Source organism: Streptomyces sp. NBC_00554 (assembly GCF_041431135.1).
GTDB lineage: Bacteria > Actinomycetota > Actinomycetes > Streptomycetales > Streptomycetaceae > Streptomyces.
The window spans coordinates 1110957-1131331 of record NZ_CP107799.1; the positions used below are offsets into that span (position 1 = coordinate 1110957).

Consider the following 20375-nt stretch of genomic DNA (forward strand, 5'->3'; position numbering starts at 1 on the left):
ACGAGATATCTTGATGTCGAGCAATGTTGCAGACGTGGAGCGGAGCACCCGGTGACTGACTCGACCATCATTTACACGCACACTGACGAGGCCCCGGCCCTGGCGACATATTCGTTCCTGCCGGTGGTCCAGGCGTACGCCTCGCAGGCGGGTGTCACTGTGGAGACCCGTGACATCTCGCTGGCCGGGCGCATCATCGCCCTCTTCCCGGAGTTCCTGGAGGAGGGTCAGCGCATCCCGGACGCGCTCGCGGAGCTCGGTGAGCTGGCGAAGACGCCCGGTGCGAACATCATCAAGCTGCCGAACGTCTCGGCCTCGGTCCCCCAGCTGAAGGCCGCGGTCGTCGAGCTGCAGGGGCAGGGCTACGCGCTTCCGGACTACCCGGAGGACCCGAAGTCGGACGAGGAGCGCGACATCCGCGCCCGTTACGACAAGGTCAAGGGCAGTGCCGTGAACCCGGTCCTGCGCGAGGGCAACTCCGACCGCCGCGCCCCCGCGTCGGTCAAGAACTACGCGAAGACCCACCCGCACCGCATGGGCAAGTGGTCGTCCGAGTCCAAGACGAACGTCGCGACCATGGGCGTCGACGACTTCCGCTCCACCGAGAAGTCCGCGGTGATCTCCGCGCCCGGCTCGCTCCGTATCGAGCTGGCCGGTGACGACGGCTCCACCACCGTGCTGCGCGAGTCCGTACCCGTGCTCGCGGACGAGGTCGTGGACGCGTCCGTCCTGCACGTCGCGCCGCTGCGCGAGTTCCTCACGGCGCAGATCGCCCGCGCCAAGGCCGAGGGCGTGCTGTTCTCGGTGCACCTCAAGGCCACGATGATGAAGGTCTCGGACCCGATCATCTTCGGTCACGTCGTGCGCGCCTTCTTCCCTAAGACGTTCGCGAAGTACGGCGAGACCTTCGCCGCCGCCGGTCTGACCCCGAACGACGGTCTGGGCGGCATCTTCAAGGGCGTCGAGTCGCTGCCCGAGGCCGCCGAGATCAAGGCGTCCTTCGACGCCGAGCTCGCCGAGGGCCCGGAGCTGGCGATGGTCGACTCCGACAAGGGCATCACCAACCTGCACGTGCCGTCCGACGTGATCGTCGACGCGTCCATGCCGGCGATGATCCGCACCTCCGGCCACATGTGGGGCGCCGACGGCCAGGAGCACGACACCCTCGCCGTCCTCCCGGACAGCAGCTACTCCGGCGTCTACCAGGTCGTCCTCGACGACTGCCGCGCCAACGGCGCCTTCGACCCGTCGACCATGGGCACGGTCCCGAACGTCGGTCTGATGGCGCAGAAGGCCGAGGAGTACGGCAGCCACGACAAGACCTTCGAGATCGCGACCACCGGTACGGTCCGCCTCGTCGACGAGGCCGGGAACGTCGTCCTGGAGCAGGCCGTCTCCGCCGGCGACATCTTCCGCGCCTGCCAGACCAAGGACGCCCCGATCAAGGACTGGGTGAAGCTGGCCGTCACCCGCGCCCGCGCCACCGGCGAGCCGACGGTGTTCTGGCTGGACAAGACCCGCGCGCACGACGCCGTGCTGATCGAGAAGGTCAAGCGGTACCTGCCGGAGCACGACACCGAGGGCCTGGACATCCGCATCCTGTCCCCGGAGGACGCGACCAAGCTCTCCGTGGAGCGCATCCGCCGCGGCGAGAACACGATCTCCGTCACCGGCAACGTACTGCGTGACTACCTGACCGACCTGTTCCCGATCCTGGAGCTGGGCACCAGCGCCAAGATGCTGTCGATCGTCCCACTGATGGCGGGCGGCGGCCTCTTCGAGACGGGCGCCGGCGGCTCCGCGCCGAAGCACGTGCAGCAGCTCGTCAAGGAGAACTACCTGCGCTGGGACAGCCTCGGCGAGTTCCTCGCGCTGGCGTCCAGCTTCGAGCACCTCGCGACGACCACGGGCAACGCGCGCGCCCAGGTCCTCGCCGACACCCTCGACCGCGCGACGGCGACCTTCCTCAACGAGGACAAGTCGCCGACCCGCCGTGTCGGCGGCATCGACAACCGCGGCAGCCACTTCTTCCTGTCCCTGTACTGGGCGCAGGAGCTGGCGCAGCAGACCGATGACTCGGACCTCGCCAAGGCGTTCGCCCCGCTCGCCGAGACGCTGAGCGCGCAGGAGCAGACGATCGTCGACGAGCTGAACGCGGTTCAGGGCTCCCCCGCCGACATCGGCGGCTACTACCAGCCCGACCCCGCCAAGGCCGCCAAGATCATGCGCCCGTCGGCGACCTGGAACGAGACGCTCGCGACTCTCGCCTGACGCGTCGCCTGCGGCCTCTCGTCCGCGACTTGTGCCGCCCCGGCCGGATCTTCCGGCCGGGGCGGTTCGGTTTGCAGGCGGTTCTGTGCGTGGCTCGATCAGGGGTGTTGCAACGGCCGTTGTCAGGGGCGCCCGCAGCCCTCTGCCGCCCACTCCTGCGCCGGGAGGTCGAGGAGCCGTTTGATCCGGGCCCTGTGCGGCAAAGGACCATGATCACCCGTCACCTTCAGTGCCGACGTGGCCGTGATGTGTCCGAGCCGCAGCGCGCTCTGCATGTCCCCGCCGCGCAGCAGGCCGGTCAGGAATCCGGCGGCGAAGGCGTCGCCCGCGCCAACGGGCTCCACCACGTCCGTGCGCAGAGCGGGCACGGTCCAGGTGCCTTCGTCGCTGAAGGCAGTGGCCGTACGGCTGCCGTCCTTGACGACGAGGAGACGCGGGTGCGGCAACAGCTCCCGTACGTCGGCCGGTTGGAGGCCGGGGTCCCATAGTTCCTGGGCCTCGTCGAGGCCGACGAACGTGATGTCGGCGCGGTCGGCCAGGTCTCGGAGTACAGGGGCGGCCGTCCCTGGCGGCCACAGCGCAGGGCGGTGGTTGACGTCGAAACTGATGGCGTAGGAACGCTCGCTCGGCGGGGTGGCGAGCGCCTCTTCGACCAGGATCCGGCAGGACGGGGACAAGGCCGCGGTCACGCCCGTGAGATGTACGACGGACGCCGACCTGAGTTTGTCGTCGTCCAGTACGTCGGGGCCCAGGGCCGAGGCCGCCGAGTTGCCGCGGTAGTAGTGGACGCGGGTACGGGTGCCGGCTGGGTCCTTCACGAGCAGGCCCGTGGGCCGGTCCTGGTCGAAGCGCACGCCGCTGACGTCGACGCCGGCCGCACCGACCGCGGCGCGCACCCGCCGCCCCAGCGCGTCGTCGCCGAGTGCGGAGAGCCAGGAGACGGGGACGCCCAGGTCCGCCAGGTACATCGCCACGTTCGACTCCGCCCCGGCCACCGACACACGCAGGTCTTCGGCCGTCTCCAGTGACTGGGACGGGGCGGGGGCCAGAGCGGCCATGGTTTCCCCGATGCACACCACGGGTCCTTCGGCAGGCCGCCAGACGCTCGTCATGACGCCTCCGGAGCCGAGGTTGAGCCATGGCGACGGTAGGCGTCCGCCGGCCCGCCCGGCACGTCGACCCGGGCGGTGAACACGGCGCCGTCGTAAGGGCCGGGCGCGGCGAGTCCCACATGGGCGGTCGTGATGTGGAGGAGGTCCTCTTGCAGACATACGCCGGCGGGCTGCAGTGCGGGCAGCCGCAGTGTGCGGTCGAGGCGGCCGTCCGGCAGATACCGGCGTACGGTTCCCGTGCCCCACACCGCGACCCACACCGCGCCTTCGGCGTCCACCGCCATGCCGTCGGGGCTGCCTTCGTCGACGGTGACGAACACCTCCGGGGTCCCAAGGTCGGCGGTGGCCGGGTCGACCGGGTAACGCCGGACGACTCCTCGGGCGCTGTCGGCCAGGTACATGGTGTCGCCGTCGGCCGTGAACGCCGGCCCGTTCGGCACCGTGATGCCGTCGAGGACACGGGTCACCGTGCCGTCGTGGTCGACCCGGTAGAGGGAACCGGCTCCTTCGTGGGCGTCGTAGGCCATGCTGCCCGCCCAGAAGCGGCCGTACGGATCTGCGGTCGCGTCGTTCATGCGCATGGGCCGTGGGGCGTCCGCTTCCGGCTGTGCCAGCCACCGCGTCGATCCGTTGGGGGTGAGCAGGCAGATCCCGGTGCCCGCAGCGGCGATCCAGGTGCCGGGATCACCGGCGACGGGGGCCACCGCGCCCAGGGGAACGGGTAGTTGGGCCAGCTGCTTGAGTGGGGCGGTCGGGTTGTCGGGGGCGATCAGCAGTCGGCCGGCGAGGATGTCCACGAGGACGAGGCCGCGCTCCGTCCAGCGGATGCCCTCCCCGAGTTCCAGGCGGTCGGGGCGGAGGGCTTCGGCTCTCACGTCTCTCGCGTCTCTCGCGTCTTCAGCATGCGATGCGGCTTCGGTCACGGCGCGCCCTCCTGTACGACGGTGAGGAAGGCGCGTGCGCGGTCCCGCAGCTCGGTCAGGCTGCCGCCGTCGGCAGCGTCACCGATCAGGGGCGAGCCGACTCCGACCGCGGTTGCTCCGGCGGCCAAGTACGCCCGGGCGGCCGCCTCGTCGACACCGCCGACCGGCACGAACAGCTCGTGCGGGAACGGGCCGCGCAAGGCCTTGAGGTAGGCGGGGCCTCCGGCCTCCGCGGCCGGGAAGATCTTCAGCCCGGCAGCCCCGAGGGTACGGGCGGCCAGGATTTCGGTCGGGGTCATCACCCCGGCCAGCACCGGCAGGCCGAGCTCATGCGCCGCGCCGATACCGTCCCCGAGCCCGGGAGTGACGACGAAGTCCGCCCCGGCACGCTGGGCGGCACGAGCGTCCTCGGCGGTCAGGACGGTGCCGGCGCCGAGGGTCCGGTCGGGGCCGAGTGCTTCGCGTGCCCGCTCGATGACGGACAGGGCGTCCTTGCCGCTCAGGGACACCTCGATCAGCTCGACGCCTTCGTCGGCGAGGGTCAGCACGGTACGTATCGCAGCCTCGGGGTCGTCTCCGCGCACGATCGCGACCAGACGGTGGGCGGCCAGGGCCGCTTGAAGATCCATGGACGAACTCCTTGTCACACAGGGCCGGTTCAGGGGCAGCGGCAGGTCGTGGTCAGCGTCAGCCGCCACCGCACCTCGCCGGACGCGGGTACCCGGGCGGCGTCACCCGGGCCTGCCTCGGAAAGGTCGAAGACGCGGCCGAGCATCGGCTCGACGCCCGTACTGCGGTAGGGGTGCACGGCCGGGAAGCCGCCCAGGTTGCGCCACAGCGCGATGGACATCGGCTGCCCGTCGGCTTCGAGAGCCAGCGACAGACGGTCCGGGTGATCGTGGACACAGCAGCCGGAAGCGTCCACGACCGCTCCGACCGCGGTGCCGTCGACCGGCCCGAACCGGTCCAGGCGCAGTCCGCAGGGCGCGGGCCAGTTTCCCTCCACCCAGGCGGCGCCCTTCGGCCACGCCCGGTCCAACAGCGGGGCCGCTTCGGGAAAGAGGCGCGTGCTCGCTCCGTCGCGGGTGTGCACCGACGCGCCGTCGGAGAGGTCGAGCAGGGCATGGGCGGCCCACACGAAGCGGAAGCCCGGGTCTGCCGTCAGCACGTAGTCGGCCTGGGCTCCGTCGGTGGTGGCGCGGATCGTACGGGTCAGGGTGAAGCGGTCGCAGTGGACGACGTCGCTGTCCCCTTCTCGCGTCCAGGGCCGTGCCCAGGCGTCGCCGTGGTCCGGGGTGCCGCGGACGGTCGGGATGCACTCCTCAAGGCCGCCCGCGTCCACGAAGGGATCGCCGGGCGACACACCCTCCCGCTCGGGTGCCTCGCGCCGCCACAGCCATTCCCGGCCGGCCGTACGCAGAGACGTCCAACGGCCGCCGTACGCAAGGTCGGTGACGATGTCCAGCGGCACGCTCACCACTCCGCGAAGGAGCCGTCGGGGTGCCGCCACACCGGGTTGCGCCAGGCATGCCCGGTGCGGTCGGCGGCGCGTACGGCGGCTTCGTCGACGGTGATGCCGAGGCCAGGGGCGTCGCTGCGGGCGGCATGGCCATCGACGAACCGGAACGGCTCGGGGTCGACCACGTACGACAGCAGGTCGGCGTCCTTGTTGTAGTGGATGCCGCGGCTCTGCTCCTGGATCAGGAAGTTCGGGGTGGCGAAGGCGACTTGAAGGCTGGCCGCAAGTGCGATCGGGCCGAGCGGGCAGTGTGGGGCGAGCTGGGCGCCGTATGTCTCGGCGAGCGAGGCGATGCGGTGCACCTCCGAGATGCCGCCGGCGTGGGACAGGTCCGGCTGGGCGACCGCCACGCCTGCGGCGAGCACGGGCAGGAACTCGGCGCGTCCGTAGAGGCGTTCACCGGTGGCGAGCGGTACGGGGCTCGCGGCGACCAGCCCTGCCAGCAGATGGCCGTGCTCCGGGAGGACGGGTTCCTCGACGAACAGCGGGTGCAGCGGGGCGAGTTCGGCGAGGACGCGGCGGGCGCCGGCGGCGGTGAAGCGGCCGTGGAAGTCGACGGCGACATCGCGGTCCGGGCCGAGTGCCTCGCGGGCGGCGGACACGCGGGCGACGATCGCGGCGGTCTCGGCGGCGGTGGGGACCGGCGACGTGGCTCCGGCGGCGTTCATCTTCACCGCGGTGAAACCCGCCTCGACCTGGGCGGCTATCTGCTCGCTCAGTTCGGCGGGTTCGTCACCGCCCACCCAGGCGTAGACCCGGACGCGGTCGCGCACCGGGCCGCCGAGGAGGGCGTGCACGGGAGCGCCGTACGTCTTCCCGGCGATGTCCCACAGGGCCTGGTCGAGGCCGGCGACGGCACTGGAGAGGACCGGGCCGCCCCGGTAGAAGCCGCCCTTGGTCAGCACCTGCCAGTGGTCCTGGATGCGCAACGGGTCCTGGCCGACGAGGTGTTCGGCCAGGACGTCGACGGCGGCACGGACCACCTCGGCGCGCCCTTCGACGACCGGTTCGCCCCAGCCGACCACACCGTCGTCGGTCTCGACGCGGCAGAACAGCCAGCGGGGCCGGACCAGGAAGGTCTCGATGCGGGTGATCTTCACTGGGAGCGGGAGCCTTCCACGGAATCGGAATCGGAAACCGAGCCGGAATCTGATTCGGAGTCGGAGTCGGAGTCGCCGACGCGGTCCAGATCGCGGCCGGCCTGGTCGAGGAGGGCACGCATCGCGGCCTCGGCGGCCGCCGGGTCCCGGTCGCGTACGGCGTCCAGGACGGCACGGTGGGACGGGACCGGGTCCTCGCTGTGCGGGGAGCTGTGCACGATGCGGTCGCGGTGGGCCAGGCCGGACTCGATCACCATCTCCATGCGTTCGAGGAGTTCGTTGTGGGTGGCGGCGAGCAGGGCGCGGTGGAAGGCGAGGTCGGCCTCGACGGCGTGCGCGGCGTTGCCGTCCCGCTCCCCCATCGCGTCCAGGGCGCCGTCCAGGGCGGCCAGGTCCGCGTCGGTGCGGCGCTCGGCGGCCAGGCGGACGGCGGCGGGTTCGATGATGGTGCGTACTTCGGCGAGGTTGTGCAGCAGTGCCCGGTCGGAGGCAGTGGTGGAGCCGCCCTCGAACTGCCAGCGCAGTACGTCGGCGTCGAGCAGGTTCCACTCGGCCCGGGAGCGCACGAAGGTGCCGCGCTTCTGGCGGGCGTCGACCATTCCCTTGGCGGCGAGCACCTTGAGCGACTCGCGCAGCGCGGTCAGGCTCACGTCCAGCTCGCTCTGCAGCGCCACCAGGTCCAGCGTGGCCCCCTCGGGGATCTCACCGCCCAGGATGCGGCGGGCGAGGAGTTCCACGGTCTGGCCGTGCACCCCGCGACGGGCATAGGGCGTCATGTCGTACAGCCTTTCTGCTGTTGAGGGAGCGTGGTCATGCGGAGGCCTTGACGACGCTCCAGCCGCCGTCCACGACAAGGCTCGTCCCGGTGATGAAGGAGGCCTCGTCGGCGCTGAGGAAGGCGATGGCCGCGGCCACCTCCTCGGGCGAGCCGAAGCGGCGCACCGCCGTCTCGGCGATGCTGCGTTCCCGGTCCTCGGGCGGGACCCTGTCCCAGGCGGCGGTCAGGACCGGGCCCGGCAGGACGGCGTTGACGCGTACCTCGGGCCCGTACTCGACGGCGAGTTGGCCGCACAGGGACAGCAGGGCGCCCTTGGAGGCGGCGTAGGCGGGATGGCCGGGGATGCCCTTGTGCGCGTGGACGGACGAGGTCAGGACGACCGCGCCCCGCCGGTCCCGCAGATCGGGCAGCACGGCCCGGAAGCCGAGGAAGCTGCCGGTGAGGTTGACGTCGAGCTGCCGCTGCCATGAAGCGAGGGACATCTCGTGGGCGGGGGCGACGTCGACGGTGAAGGCGTTGCTGACGAGGACGTCCACCGGTCCGAAGGTGTGCGCCGCGGCGACGACCCGGGCCCAGTCCTCCTCGGCCGCGACGTCGGCGACCACGAACCGGGCCCGCCCGCCGTCCTTGCCGATCCGCTCCGCCACGGCCTCGCCCCTCTCCTCGGACACGTCGGCGAGCACGACGGCGGCTCCTTCCTCGGCGAGGCGTACGGCCGTGGCGGCTCCGATGCCGGAGGCCGCTCCGGTGACCACGGCCGTGCGGCCGGTGAAACGGGCGCCGTGCCGTCGTACAGGCTGGTCCATCGTGGGGTTCTGCTCCTTTGCCGGAGGGACGAGGGAAACATATGCGGTCCTACTGGCGTATCAGCACCACCAGCTCGGCGTCGCGCTCGGCACTCCACGCGAACGGCAGCCCGTAGTGGAGCAGATGGGCTCCGCTGTACGTCGTCCCCGTCGCGGTGTCGTGGTAGCGCGCCGCCGGGTCCAGGCCCCGCAGCCGCAGCCGGTCGGGCCGTCCGGGCAGAAGTGGGGCCCCGTCGAGCCGACCGGTGCCGAGCGCGGCGACGACCGTACGGTCGTCGAGGTCGTACTGCACGCCGCAGGTGCTGTCGTCCGGTGTGCCGAGGAGCCGGGCCTCGCCAAGGTGAATGACGTCCCGCACCTCCTTGTACCGGGCGATCCACCCGGCGGCCTCGGCCCGTTCCTCCGGTGTCCAGGCGCGCAGGTCGGCGCCGATTCCGAGCACCCCGCAGATGGCGTTGACGAAGCGGAAGGCGAGGCTGCGCGGGCGCGGGTCGAAGACTCCGGGAGCGTCGGTGACCCAGGAGCTCATGACGTGCGGGGCATGGGCCTGCAGGAAGCCGTGCTGGATGGACAGTCGGTCCAGCGGGGCCGTGTTGTCGCTGGGCCACACCACGTCGGTGCGGGCGATGGTCGCGTGCTCGATACGTCCGCCGCCGCCCGCGCAGCCCTCGACGGTGACCTCGGGATGGGCGGCGCGCAGGTGGTCCAGGACGCGCAGGTACCCGGCGACATGCTCCGCGTCCAGGTCGGCACGGCCGGCACCGGGGCGCCCGCGCTCGGTGGGCGGACGGTTCATGTCCCACTTCAGATAGCCGACGGCGTGGTCGGTGAGGAGCCTGTCGAGCGTGCCGATGACGAAGTCCTGGACGTCGGTCCGGCCCAGGTCGAGCAGCAGTTGGTTGCGGACCAGGCGGGTGGGGCGGCCCTCGATCCGGTAGACCCACTCGGGGTGTTCGGCGTAGAGGCGGCTCTTCGGGCTGACGGCCTCGGGCTCGACCCACAGGCCGAAGTCCAGCCCCAACGCCCTGACGTCCTGCACGAATTGGCCGAAGCCCCGAGGGAACGCCGCCGGATCCGGGAACCAGTCGCCCAGCCCCCCGGTGTCGTCGGCCCGCCCGGTGAACCAGCCGTCGTCGACGACGAACAGTTCGGCGCCGATGTCGGCGGCCAGCTTGGCCAGCTCCAGTTGGCCGGCCGCGTCGACGTCGAAGCCGGTGGCCTCCCAGGAGTTGTAGAGGACCTTGCGGGGACGATGCAGCCGCTCGCCCGAGAGGTGGCGTTCGTAGCGGTGCCAGACACGGGAGAGGCCGTCGAGGCCGTCGGGGCTGAAGGCGCAGGCGAGGCGGGGGGTGGTGAGGGTGTCGCCGGGGGCCAGGTGTACGACGCCCTCGTGCGGGACCCGTCCGGCTCGGACGCGCACGCTGCCGCCCGGCTCGGCCTCCGCGGTGATGTGCCAGTTGCCCGGCCATTCGAGGGCGATGCCGTAGGCGGCCTCCGCCTCCCCGTCCTGTACGGCGAGCCAGGGAGCGTACGCGTGTCCGGGCGCGCCCTGAAGACTTCCCATGGTGAACGTGCCTCTGGTCAGGTCGAGTTGGGTGCGCTGGAACTCCTGCGACCACTGACCGGTCAGGTACGTCAGGCGGGCGGTTCCGGTGACGGGGATGTTCACGGCGGCCGAGTCGAGGCGCTCCAGGCGCAGTTCCTCCGTGGCGGTGAACTCGGTCCAGCGCAGGATCACGTCCGTGCCCGGGACGGGTTCGTAGCAGAGGACGGTACGCAGGCCAAGCAGCTCGTCGCTGAAGGTGAGGCGCAGCGCGCCCGATTCCTCCTCCGCCCCGGCGAACTCCCACCACACTCCCGGCGCCTCGTCCGGCCGCGAGGCCAGCAGCTCGGATCCGGTGAACGGCCGTAGCCCGTACGGCAGATACTCGGCGGGCGCCGCGTCGGCGGGCGTGATGAAGTGCGTACGCCTCGACCGGTCAAGGGCGGACGGGCCGTCCTCGACCCCGAGCGGCCCCCACGCGTCGAGTTCGGCCCACTGTCCTTCCGGCGACAGGCGCACGGTGTAGCTGGTGTTCTCCGTGCGCAAGGTCCAGCGTTGGTACGTCACTTCACCGCCCCCAGGTTGAGCCCGGCCACGAAGTGCCTCTGGAACCGCAGGAATACGGCCACGGTGGGCACGGCGGCGATGACGGAACCGGCGGCGATCACGTTCCACATCGACACGTACTGTCCCTGAAGTCCGATGAGGGCCGCGGTGATCGGCATCTTGGTGTCGCTGCGCAGCACGGTGATCGCCCAGAGCAGGTCGTTGAAGATCCAGGTGAAGGACAGCGCGCTGAGGGCCGCGAGGGCGGGGCGGGTCAGCGGCAGGATGATCCGCCAGAAGATCTGCCAGGGGCCCGCGCCGTCGACGACCGCCGCCTGCTGGATCTCGGCCGGTATGGAGCGCATGAAGCCGTGCAGGACGAAGACGTAGAAGCCGACGCCGAAGCCGATCTGCACTCCGATCAGCGCGGGCAGGGTGTCGAAGACGCCCATCAGCTCGCTGAGCTTGGAGACCGGGATGAGCAGGATCTGCGGCGGGAGCAGATTGCCGCCGAGCATGAGCAGCAACAGGGAGCGACGGAAGGGCAGTTCGTAGCGGCTGAGTGAGAAGGCGGCCATGGCGGCCAGCGCGAGTGTCACCGCGACGCATGGCAGGGTGACCAGCAGGCTGTTGATCAGGGCGCGCTGCTGGCCGCCGTCGACCCAGGCCTGGCTGTAGTTGCCGAGGGTGAAGGACTGCGGCCAACTGCCCAGGCCGTGCGCGGCGATGTCGTCGAAGGAGCGCAGGCTGGTCACCAGGACCAGGGCGATGGGCAGTAGCCACAGGAGGGACAGCGCGCCGGCGCCCAGGTGGAATCCGGCGGTCGCGGCCCGCTTGCGGCGCAGGGCCGTGGAAGTGGCGGACATCAGTCGGCCTCCCGGAACGCGCGGACGAGGTAGGAGCAGATGACGCCGAAGGCCAGCACGAAGATGACGACGGCGAGTGCGGAGCCGTAGCCAAGGCGCAGGGACTGGAAGGCGGTTGAGTACATGTAGGTGCTCAGCAGTTCGGACGAGTGGTAGGGGCCGCCGCGGGTCAGTGACCACACGACGTCGAAGGAGCGCAGCGAGTCGATGACGATGACGGACAGGACGACGGCGTTGACACTGCGGAGTTGGGGCAGTGTGACGTGGCGGAGGCGTTGCCAGGCGCTTGCGCCGTCGACCTTGGCCGCCTCGTACAGCGCCGGGTCGATGCCTTTGAGGCCGGCGAGGTAGAGGACCATGACGTAGCCGATCTGGCGCCACAGGGCGGGGACGATCACCGCGTACAGGGCGGTGTCCTGGTCGGCGAGCCAGGCGTGGCGCAGGTTGCCCAGGCCGACCGATTCGAGGAGTTGGTTGAGGACGCCGTCAGGCTGGTAGACCGCCTGCCAGACGAGGGCGGTGGCGACCAGGGAGAAGACGACGGGCAGGAACAGGGCCGCGCGGTAGAAGCCGACGCCGCGCCGCTCCTGCTGGAGCAGCAGTGCGGCGGCCAGACCGAGCAGGGCGGACAGGCCGCCGAAGAGCACGAGCCACAGCACGGTGTGGCCGGCCGCGCTGCGGAAGACCTCGTCGTGGGCCATCTCCCGGAAGTTGTCCAGGCCGACGAACTGCGGTGCGGAGACACCGTCCCAGCGGGTGAGGGCGAGGTAGAAGCCCTGCACAGCGGGCCAGAACACCCACACTGCCTCGACGAGGAGCGGGACGAGGACGAACGCGAGCACCAGCGGGGGTGTACGGCGGGGGCCCCCGGTCCGCCTGCCGCGAGGCGACGGCGGTGCCGGGGACTTCCGGTCGGGCGCGGTCAGAACAGCCATGTCACGCGTTCCAGATTTTCTCGGCGTCGCGCTGCCAGTCGGTGAGGATGCTGCCGATCTCCTTCGGCTTGGCCAGGAACTTGGTCAGCGCGGTGTCCGCGGTGGGCTGGAGGGCGTCGCTGGAGTCCCGGTTGAAGAACTGGGTGATCTCGGCGGCCTCCTCGATGTGCGCGCGGCCCTTCTTGACCAGGGCGGTGCCGGAGTCCTTCGCCTTCGGGTTGCACGGCAGGACGGTGCCCGACGAGCCCTTGATGTAGATCTCCTGGGACTCGGCGGTGGCGAGGTAGCTCATCAGGTCGACGACCTGGTCGCGGCGGCCGGTGCGGGCGCTGGCGAAGTAGCCGTCGGTGGGCGCCTCTTCGGCGAGCGGGACCTTCGCGTCGATGATGGGGAAGCGGAAGAAGTCGATGTCGTCCAGGGCGTCCTTGGGCGCCGCGTCGGCGAAGAAGGTGCCGATGAGCATCATGCCGCTGCGGCCGTTGAGCAGGGAGGTCGTCGCGTCCTGGAAGGCGACGGCGGCGCCGTCCGGGTCGAAGTACGGCAGCACCTCCTGCCAGCGGTCGAAGACCTTGCGGACCTCGGGGTCGTCGAACCGGTGCTTCCCGGCCAGGAGTTCGCGGTGGTACTGGGCGCCGTTGATACGGATGTCGAGGTAGTCGAACCAGGCCGAGGCCACCCAAGCCGTTCCGCCGCCCGCGCCAAGGCCGATCGGGGCGACACCCTTGCTCTTGAGCTTGTCGCACAGGTCGAGGAAGTCGTTCCAGCTCTTGGGCTCGCTCACGCCCCACTTGGCGAAGTTGGACTTCCGGTAGAACATGCCCCACCAGTAGTAGGTGGCGGGGACGAAGACCTTCTTGCCGGAGCTCGCGGTGCACAGCGAGTTCAGCGCCTTGGAGTAGCCCTTGAGGTCGGGCGAGGAGCTCCAGACCTCGTCGAGGTCGAGCAGCAGGTCCTTCTTGGCGTAGGCGTCCGCCACCGAACCGGGGTACCAGGTGTACACGTCCGGCGGGTTGCCCGAGGTGAGGTACGTCGGCAGCTGGGTGCGGTAGGTCTCCGCGGCGACCGTGTTGAGGCTGGCGCGCGCGGACCCCTTCTTGGCGAACGCCGCGACGAGGTCCTCCATCGCGGCCTTGGCCTGCGGGGCGGAGAGGTTGGACTGGAGGGTCACCGCGCCCTTCGAGGAACTCTTGCTGGAGGAGGTGTCGGTGACACAGCCGCTGAGCAGTGCCGTCGTCCCGGCGGCACCGAGTCCGGCGAGGAACCGGCGTCGGCTGGACTGGTAGTTCGTCATGAATGGCTCCTTGTGGATCCCGCGCGGGCGGGGCAGGCCCTCCTGACGGCCGGGCCCCGCTCGCGCTGATCCAGATTCGCGTGGCACTCACGCCACGTCAAGAATAATTACTAATTTATTTGAACTGGGTCCGGTGCACGTAGCCGTCGACTCCGCGGTACACCGCGTCGACCGTGCCGCCCGGCCCGGCCACCGCTCCGAGCGCGCCGTCGAAGGCCGCGCTGGGGAACTCCTGCCGCTTGGTCCAGCCCTGCCAGGCACCGTTCTCGTACCGCTGCTGCCAGAGCGTGTAGTCGGAGGCCCGCGCGTACAGCACCACGGCATCCCCCACGGCATCCCCCACGGCGACCAGCGTCGGGCTGCCGCCGACGGTCCCGCCGAGCGACGTCCACTGCGACCACTCCCCCGATGCCTCCCGGGACCGCGTCCACACGTCGTCCGCCGCGCTGCGTACGGCCACGTGGACCCGCCCCTGGGAGTCGACGACGGCCGACGGCCGCCCGTACACCGGCCGGTCACCGGGTGCGCCGAGCGAGGACCATCCGGTCGACGGGCCGCGCTGCACGACCTGTCCGTCGGAGCCGGTGGCGAACAGCGTCCAGTGCCCGGGGTCGGTGAACGCCACCGACGGCGCGTCGGTCACCCGGCCGCCCAGGCTCTGCCACGCGCCCCAGCGGCCGTCGGCGAAGACCCGCCGGTACACCCGCGAGTCGGTGCCGCGCACGAAGACATCGATCCGGCCGCCGACCGAGGCGTACGCGGCGGGCTGGCCGAGAATCCTGCCCTTCGTGGGACCGCCGAGATCCCTCGTCCTGCCGTCGGCCTGCTGGACGAGCGAGCCGTTCGGGCCCCGCAGGAAGGTGGTCAGCGTGTCACCGTCTCGGACGACGGCCGGGCTTGCCGTGGCCTTCACGCCCAGACTCGTACCGGGCAGGGCGTCCGCCCCGGTCAGCTTCAGGAACGCGGTGCCGTGCGCGGGGACTTCGACGGTGTACGACCCTGTGTGCGCGCCGCGATCGGCGCGTGCCCGCAGGTCGCGGACCTGGACCGGCCCGCCGAGCCCGACATCGGCGAACTGCACTGTGCGTTCGACAGGCGTGTCGGAGCGGTTGAGCAGCACGACCGCGCGACTCCCGTCACCCGCGAGAACCTTGCTGTAGACGTCGCCGACGGAGTCACTGGCCACCCGTACGCCCTGGATGGCGAGGGGGTCCTGGTCGACGGCGATGATCTCCGGGTTGCGCAGCGTCTCGATCATCGGGTCCGACAGGGTGCGCGGGTCGGATCCGAGGACGAGGGGCGAGCCCATCTCGGCCCACATCACGAACTGCGTGGTGGACTCCTCCTGCGTCAACTCGACGGATCCGTCGGCCATCTGCCGCATGGGGATGAGGTAGTCCGGGTCGTTGTAGTGGCCCGGCCCCTGCGCCTCCGGGTGCCAGGCGTTGGCGTCCATGTTGCGCAGCACGTTGGGCCACTGTCCGGGGCTCGGGGTGCCCCAGGCGATGTCCGTGCCGGTTCGCCAGGAATCGGCGATCGTCGGGGCATAGACGTACGTGTTGTGCGCGTCCTGCTCGGGCGTGTGCGGCAGGCCCCAGTCGTCGGTGAGCGGGTTGCACAGGTTCAGCAGCATCTTCCGGCCGGACTTGGCCACCGCGTCGCTGAACTCCTTGAAGGCCGGGCCCGGATCGAGCTTGGCGCCGATCCCGCACAGGAAGTCGACCTTGACAGCGTCGATCTTCCAGCCGGCGAACTGCCGGGCGTCCTCCTCATAGTGGCCTCTGCTGCCGAGGCCGCAGGTCTTGCCGCCGTCGTAGGCGCCGGCGTCGGTGTAGATGCCCGCTTTCAGGCCACGCTTGTGGAGGTAGGAGACCAACGCCGGGATGCCGGAGGGAAAGCGGTCCGGATGGGCGACCAACCGCCCATTCGCGTCACGCGGGTTGTCGGCCTGCCAGCCGCCGTCCAGCCACACGATGTCATAGCCGCTGTCGCGCAGACCGCTGCTGACCAGCTCGTCCGCGACGGAACGCACCTGCTCTTCGGTGGGTGCGCCAAGCCCGTAGTACGTGTTCCAGCCCATGTAGGGCGTGGGCGCCAGACCGCTGTCGTAGTACTCGGGCGCGCCCTGGTCGACGGCGGTCTGCGCCGTGGCCGTCGGGGCCGCGGTCACCGCCAGTACCGTCGCGATCGCGACCGCGGTGGCACGGCGGGTCAGTCTCGATGCCGCGGGTGTGCGGACCTGCGGGTGTGAAGTCACTTGCCTCTCCCGAGGGTTGGGAAGCATGAGGACGTGACGCGGGCCGCTGGCAGCGGCAGGGGGCCGTCGACGTCACGGCGAAGACTGTGGCGTGCGGCCGAAACCCTGTCAATATTAATTCCTAATTTAATAGAAAGAGGCTGCCGACGGACGCCGCGACGCCCCGAACGGTGGGCAGAACACCCGTCGCCGGCCCGGCCTCATGAGACGAAACCTGCACCAGGGGTTGACAGAACTCCCCTCACGTCACAGCCTTTGGCAACGTTGTCAAGCCGTTGGCATCGCATGCGCCGTGTCGTATCCGGCCCGCGCCGCTGTCTTTTGATGGGACATCACGCTCATGACAGATCAGTCGAGCTCGCCACGCCTCTCGCGACGCTCCCTCGTCACCACGGGCTCAACCCTGCTGGCGGGGTTCGGACTTGGTTCCCTGTTGCCCGCGTCGACCGCCGCCGCTGCCGGCACCGACGCGTCGGCCGCGCCCGCCACACCCCGTGAACTGGCGCTGTACCGCCCCGTCACGGTCTCTTCGACGGCCTACGCGCCCACCCCGGGCTCGTTCGTGGTCGACCGGCTCGCCTCGCCGGGAGTGCGGGGCAGCGGCTGGCGAGCCGCCGCGGGTGACTCACAGTGGATCTCGATCGACCTGCAGGCCGCCTGCGAGGTCACGTGGATCCGCCTCACGTTCGAAGCCGATGCCGCCGACCCGGTGTTCACTCCCCCCACCACGGGCAATCCGGCCAACGGCACCACGGGCAAGGAGATCCAGTCCAGCTACGCGGTCGAGTACGTGGTCGAGACGTCGACCGACCGCGCCTCCTGGACCAGCGTGTACCGCACGACGGCGGGCACCGGCGGAGTGGTGAACATCCAGCTCCCGCGCCCGGTCACCGCACGCTGGGTGCGGATGACCTCGCGCAGGCACTCCAACCCCAATCCACTCGGCCTGAACGCCTTCGAGGTCTACGGCAGCCCCAAGGGACACCGGCCGTCGGCCACCGGCTGGACGGACTGGGGCACGCGCTCCGGACCCGCGCCCAAGCTCGTGGTGGCCGACGACGGCACGGTGCCGGTGGAGTCCGGCTGGCGGCTGACCCTGGACGACTGGGCCGACGCCGAAGGCAAGGACCTGTCGAAGACGACGGTCGACACGAGCGGCTGGCTGCCGGCCACCGTTCCCGGCACGGTCCTGGCCTCGCTCGTGGAACAGGGCAAGCTGCCCGATCCCGTCGCCGGACTGAACAACCTCCATGTCCCCGAGGCCCTGTCGCGGCACGCGTGGTGGTACAAGCGGGACTTCGAGCTGCCGCGCGGTCTGCGCACCGGAGCCGGGCGCCGCATCTGGCTCGAGTTCGACGGCATCAACCACAAGGCCGACATCTGGCTCAACGGTCAGCAGGTGGGCGACCTGACATATCCCTTCGCCCGCTCGGCCCACGACGTGACCAAGCTGCTCTCGCCGGGCGGCGCGAACGCGCTCGCGGTGAAGATCACGCCGATGCCGGTGCCCGGCAGCCCCGGTGACAAGGGCCCCGCGGGCGAGGCCTGGGTGGACGCGGGCGCCAACCAGATGAACCTCAACTCCCCCACCTACCTGGCTTCTTCGGGCTGGGACTGGATGCCCGCGGTACGCGACCGGGCCGCCGGGATCTGGAACCACGTCCGGCTGAGGTCCACCGGCCATGTCCTGATCGGCGATCCACGTGTCGACACCCTCCTGCCGAACCTGCCCGACGTGTCGGTCGCCGAGCTGACCATCGTCGTCCCGGTCCGCAACGCCGACACCGCGGAGCACAGGGCGACCGTCTCCGCGGCCTTCGACGGCGTACGGGTGTCCAAGGTCGTCACCGTGCCGGCCGGCGAGAGCATCGACGTCACGTTCACCCCCGACGCCTTCGGCCGACTGCGGCTGCGCAACCCCGAGTTGTGGTGGCCCAACGGGCTCGGCGACCCCGCCCTGCACGATCTCACCCTGGTCGCGTCGCTCGACGGCGCCGAGAGCGACCGCCGCACCACCCGGTTCGGCATCCGCCAGTTCGGCTACGAGTACGAGGTGCCACTGCCGTTCACCGCCTCCGGCGACGCCTACACCCAGTCCGTGACCTTCGACCGGCAGCAGGCCCGCTACGTACGCATCAAGTGCCTGACCAGGGCCTCCGGTTGGGGCAACTCGCTGTGGACCCTGGCCGTGTCCGACAGCGCCCGGCCCTCCGTCGACCTCGCCCTGTACGCACCCGCCGACGCGTCGACCAAGGACGGTGACGACCACGGCCCGGCCAACGTGACCGACGGCGATCCCGCCACCCGCTGGTCCTCGGCCTACGAGGACGACCAGTGGATCCGGGTCGACCTGGGGTCTCCGCAGTCCTTCGACCGGGTCGACCTGACCTGGGAACAGGCTTACGCCAAGACGTACTTGGTGCAGGTCTCCGCCGACGACGCCGACTGGACCGACGTGGCGTCGGTGGACAACGGCGCGGTGCCGTTGCCCTTCAACAGCGGCAACGCCAGCCTGCAGGTGGAGGAGTTCGCTCCGCGCACCGCCCGTTACGTCCGTATCGCCTGCGGGGTGCGCAATACGAGCTGGGGCAACTCCCTGTGGTCCCTCGGCGTCATCGACAGCGCGGAGCCCGGCACCGACCTCGCCCTGCGTCAGAAGGCGACCGCCTCCACCGAGGAGTCCGACCACCCGGCCGCCCACGCCACCGACGGCGATGCCGGAACCCGCTGGTCCTCCCAGTACGAGGACCACCAGTGGATCCAGGTCGACCTGGGCTCCGCGAAGAAGTTCGACCGGGTGGCGATCCTGTGGGAGCCCGCCTACCCGAAGACCTACGTGATCCAGGTGTCCGACGACGCGGACACCTGGACCGACGTGAAGTCCGTGTCCAACACCCCCGACCCGCTGAAGATCAGCGTGAACGGCGTACGGGTCCTGGCCCGCGGCGGCAACTGGGGCTGGGACGAACTGCTGCGCCGGATGCCGCCGGAGCGGATGGACGCGGCCGTACGGATGCACCGCGACATGAACTTCACCATGATCCGCAACTGGGTGGGCACCTGCGACCGGGAGGAGTTCTTCGCCGCCTGCGACGAGCACGGGATCCTGGTGTGGAACGACTTCCCCAACGCGTGGGCCATGGACCCGCCGGACCACGAGGCCTTCAACTCGATCGCGCGGGACACCGTCCTGCGCTACCGCATCCACCCCAGCGTGGTCATCTGGTGCGGAGCCAACGAGGGCAACCCGCCGGCCGCCATCGACAAGGGCATGCGCGAGGCCGTCGAACAGCAGGTCCCCGGCATCCTCTACCAGAACAACTCGGCCGGCGGGATCATCACCGGCGGCGGACCGTACGGCTGGGTCGAGCCGGACAAGTACTTCGATCCGTCCACGTACGGCAGCAAGGACTTCGGCTTCCACACCGAGATCGGCATGCCCGTCGTCTCCACCGCCGCCAGCATGCGCAACATGACGGGCGACGAACCCGAGTGGCCGATACGCGGAGCGTGGTACTACCACGACTGGAGCGAACGCGGGAACCAGGCACCCCAGACGTACAAAGCCGCCGTCGAAGCCCGCCTCGGAGAGGCCGAAGACCTGGACGACTTCGCGCGCAAGGCCCAGTTCGTCAACTACGAGAACACCCGCGCCATGTTCGAGGCATGGAACGCGAACCTGTGGGACAACGCCAGCGGCCTCATGCTGTGGATGTCCCACCCGGCCTGGCACAGCACGGTCTGGCAGACCTACGACTACGACTTCGACGTCAACGGCACCTACTACGGCGCCCGCACGGCCTGCGAGCCACTGCACGTCCAGGCCGACCCCAAGGGACAGGTCCTCGCCGTCAATCACACCCGGAAGGACCTGAAGAACGCCACCGTCACCGCGCGACTGCTCGACCTGTCGGGTCGCCAACTCCGCGCCGCCGACAGCGCCCGACTGGACGTGGCGCCGGCCGCCACCGCGAAGGCGTTCACCGCCGCCTGGACCGACGACCTGCCCGACCTGCACCTCCTGCGCCTGACTCTGGAGAACGGTTCCGGCCGCGTCCTGTCGCACAACACCTACTGGCGCTATCGCACTCCGGCCGCCATGGAGGCTCTGACCACGGCGCCGCAGGCGAAGTTGTCCGCGACGGTGACACGCCTGTCCCGTTCCGGGGCCCGTCACGAACTGACCGCCACCATCCGCAACCGCGGCGCGGCCGTCGCCTCCATGGTCCGGCTGTCCCTGCTGGACAACACGACCGGCGATCGCGTGCTGCCGACGCTCTACAGCCACAACTACCTGTGGCTGCTGCCCGGCGAGTCACAGACCGTCACCTTGTCCTGGCCCGCCCAGGCCCTGCCCTCACACCATCCGCTGCTCAAGGCCGAGGCGTACAACAGCCCCTCCGCGATGGCGCGCCCCTAGGTCGTGTC

General features: G+C 70.5%; 14 protein-coding genes. 2 read left to right on the forward strand and 12 right to left on the reverse strand.

What is annotated here, in order from left to right:
* Positions 1-51 precede the first annotated feature (51 nt).
* On the forward strand, positions 52-2271 hold the full coding sequence (locus tag OG266_RS05110) for an NADP-dependent isocitrate dehydrogenase (protein ID WP_371543192.1): 2220 nt from the start codon (positions 52-54) through the stop codon (positions 2269-2271).
* A gap of 122 nt (positions 2272-2393) precedes the next feature.
* On the opposite strand, the gene OG266_RS05115 is transcribed toward OG266_RS05110, so the two are convergent.
* The 12 genes from OG266_RS05115 to OG266_RS05170 form a co-directional block, all read right to left on the reverse strand.
* A complete protein-coding gene (locus OG266_RS05115) occupies positions 2394-3383 on the reverse strand; it encodes a sugar kinase (protein WP_371543195.1) in 990 nt (329 codons plus the stop codon).
* Positions 3380-4258 (reverse strand): SMP-30/gluconolactonase/LRE family protein, encoded by an 879-nt coding sequence (locus OG266_RS05120; protein WP_266472526.1) that lies wholly within the window; start codon positions 4256-4258, stop codon positions 3380-3382. Before OG266_RS05120 ends, OG266_RS05115 begins: the two co-directional genes overlap by 4 nt.
* Before the next feature lie 44 nt (positions 4259-4302).
* Complete coding sequence (locus tag OG266_RS05125) at positions 4303-4935, reverse strand: bifunctional 4-hydroxy-2-oxoglutarate aldolase/2-dehydro-3-deoxy-phosphogluconate aldolase (protein WP_266472529.1); 633 nt, start codon at positions 4933-4935, stop codon at positions 4303-4305.
* A gap of 29 nt (positions 4936-4964) precedes the next feature.
* Positions 4965-5783 (reverse strand): hypothetical protein, encoded by an 819-nt coding sequence (locus tag OG266_RS05130; protein WP_371543198.1) that lies wholly within the window; start codon positions 5781-5783, stop codon positions 4965-4967.
* A complete protein-coding gene (dgoD, locus tag OG266_RS05135; protein ID WP_371543201.1) occupies positions 5780-6925 on the reverse strand; it encodes a galactonate dehydratase in 1146 nt (381 codons plus the stop codon). Before dgoD ends, OG266_RS05130 begins: the two co-directional genes overlap by 4 nt.
* Positions 6922-7701 carry a FadR/GntR family transcriptional regulator gene (locus OG266_RS05140; protein ID WP_371543203.1) on the reverse strand — a complete coding sequence of 260 codons (780 nt, stop codon included), beginning with the start codon at positions 7699-7701 and terminating at the stop codon, positions 6922-6924. The genes dgoD and OG266_RS05140 overlap by 4 nt, the downstream gene beginning before the upstream one ends.
* A 34-nt stretch (positions 7702-7735) precedes the next feature.
* On the reverse strand, positions 7736-8509 hold the full coding sequence (locus OG266_RS05145; protein ID WP_371543206.1) for an SDR family NAD(P)-dependent oxidoreductase: 774 nt from the start codon (positions 8507-8509) through the stop codon (positions 7736-7738).
* A gap of 49 nt (positions 8510-8558) precedes the next feature.
* Positions 8559-10619, reverse strand: coding sequence for an alpha-galactosidase (locus tag OG266_RS05150; RefSeq protein ID WP_371543208.1), 2061 nt, complete (start codon positions 10617-10619; stop codon positions 8559-8561).
* Positions 10616-11464 (reverse strand): carbohydrate ABC transporter permease, encoded by an 849-nt coding sequence (locus tag OG266_RS05155; RefSeq protein ID WP_266472551.1) that lies wholly within the window; start codon positions 11462-11464, stop codon positions 10616-10618. Before OG266_RS05155 ends, OG266_RS05150 begins: the two co-directional genes overlap by 4 nt.
* A complete protein-coding gene (locus tag OG266_RS05160) occupies positions 11464-12399 on the reverse strand; it encodes a sugar ABC transporter permease (RefSeq protein ID WP_329544084.1) in 936 nt (311 codons plus the stop codon). Before OG266_RS05160 ends, OG266_RS05155 begins: the two co-directional genes overlap by 1 nt.
* Position 12400: 1 nt before the next feature.
* The gene (locus OG266_RS05165) at positions 12401-13690 is read right to left on the reverse strand and encodes an ABC transporter substrate-binding protein (protein ID WP_371543213.1); all 1290 of its coding nucleotides are present in this window, start codon (positions 13688-13690) and stop codon (positions 12401-12403) included.
* A 115-nt stretch (positions 13691-13805) separates the two neighbouring features.
* Positions 13806-15947: a glycoside hydrolase family 27 protein gene (locus tag OG266_RS05170; protein WP_371543215.1), complete on the reverse strand. Its 2142-nt coding sequence runs from the start codon at positions 15945-15947 to the stop codon at positions 13806-13808.
* Between the two features lie 340 nt (positions 15948-16287).
* Between OG266_RS05170 and OG266_RS05175 the strand changes: the two genes are divergently transcribed.
* Positions 16288-20367: a discoidin domain-containing protein gene (locus OG266_RS05175; RefSeq protein WP_371543218.1), complete on the forward strand. Its 4080-nt coding sequence runs from the start codon at positions 16288-16290 to the stop codon at positions 20365-20367.
* The last annotated feature ends 8 nt before the right edge of the window (positions 20368-20375 follow it).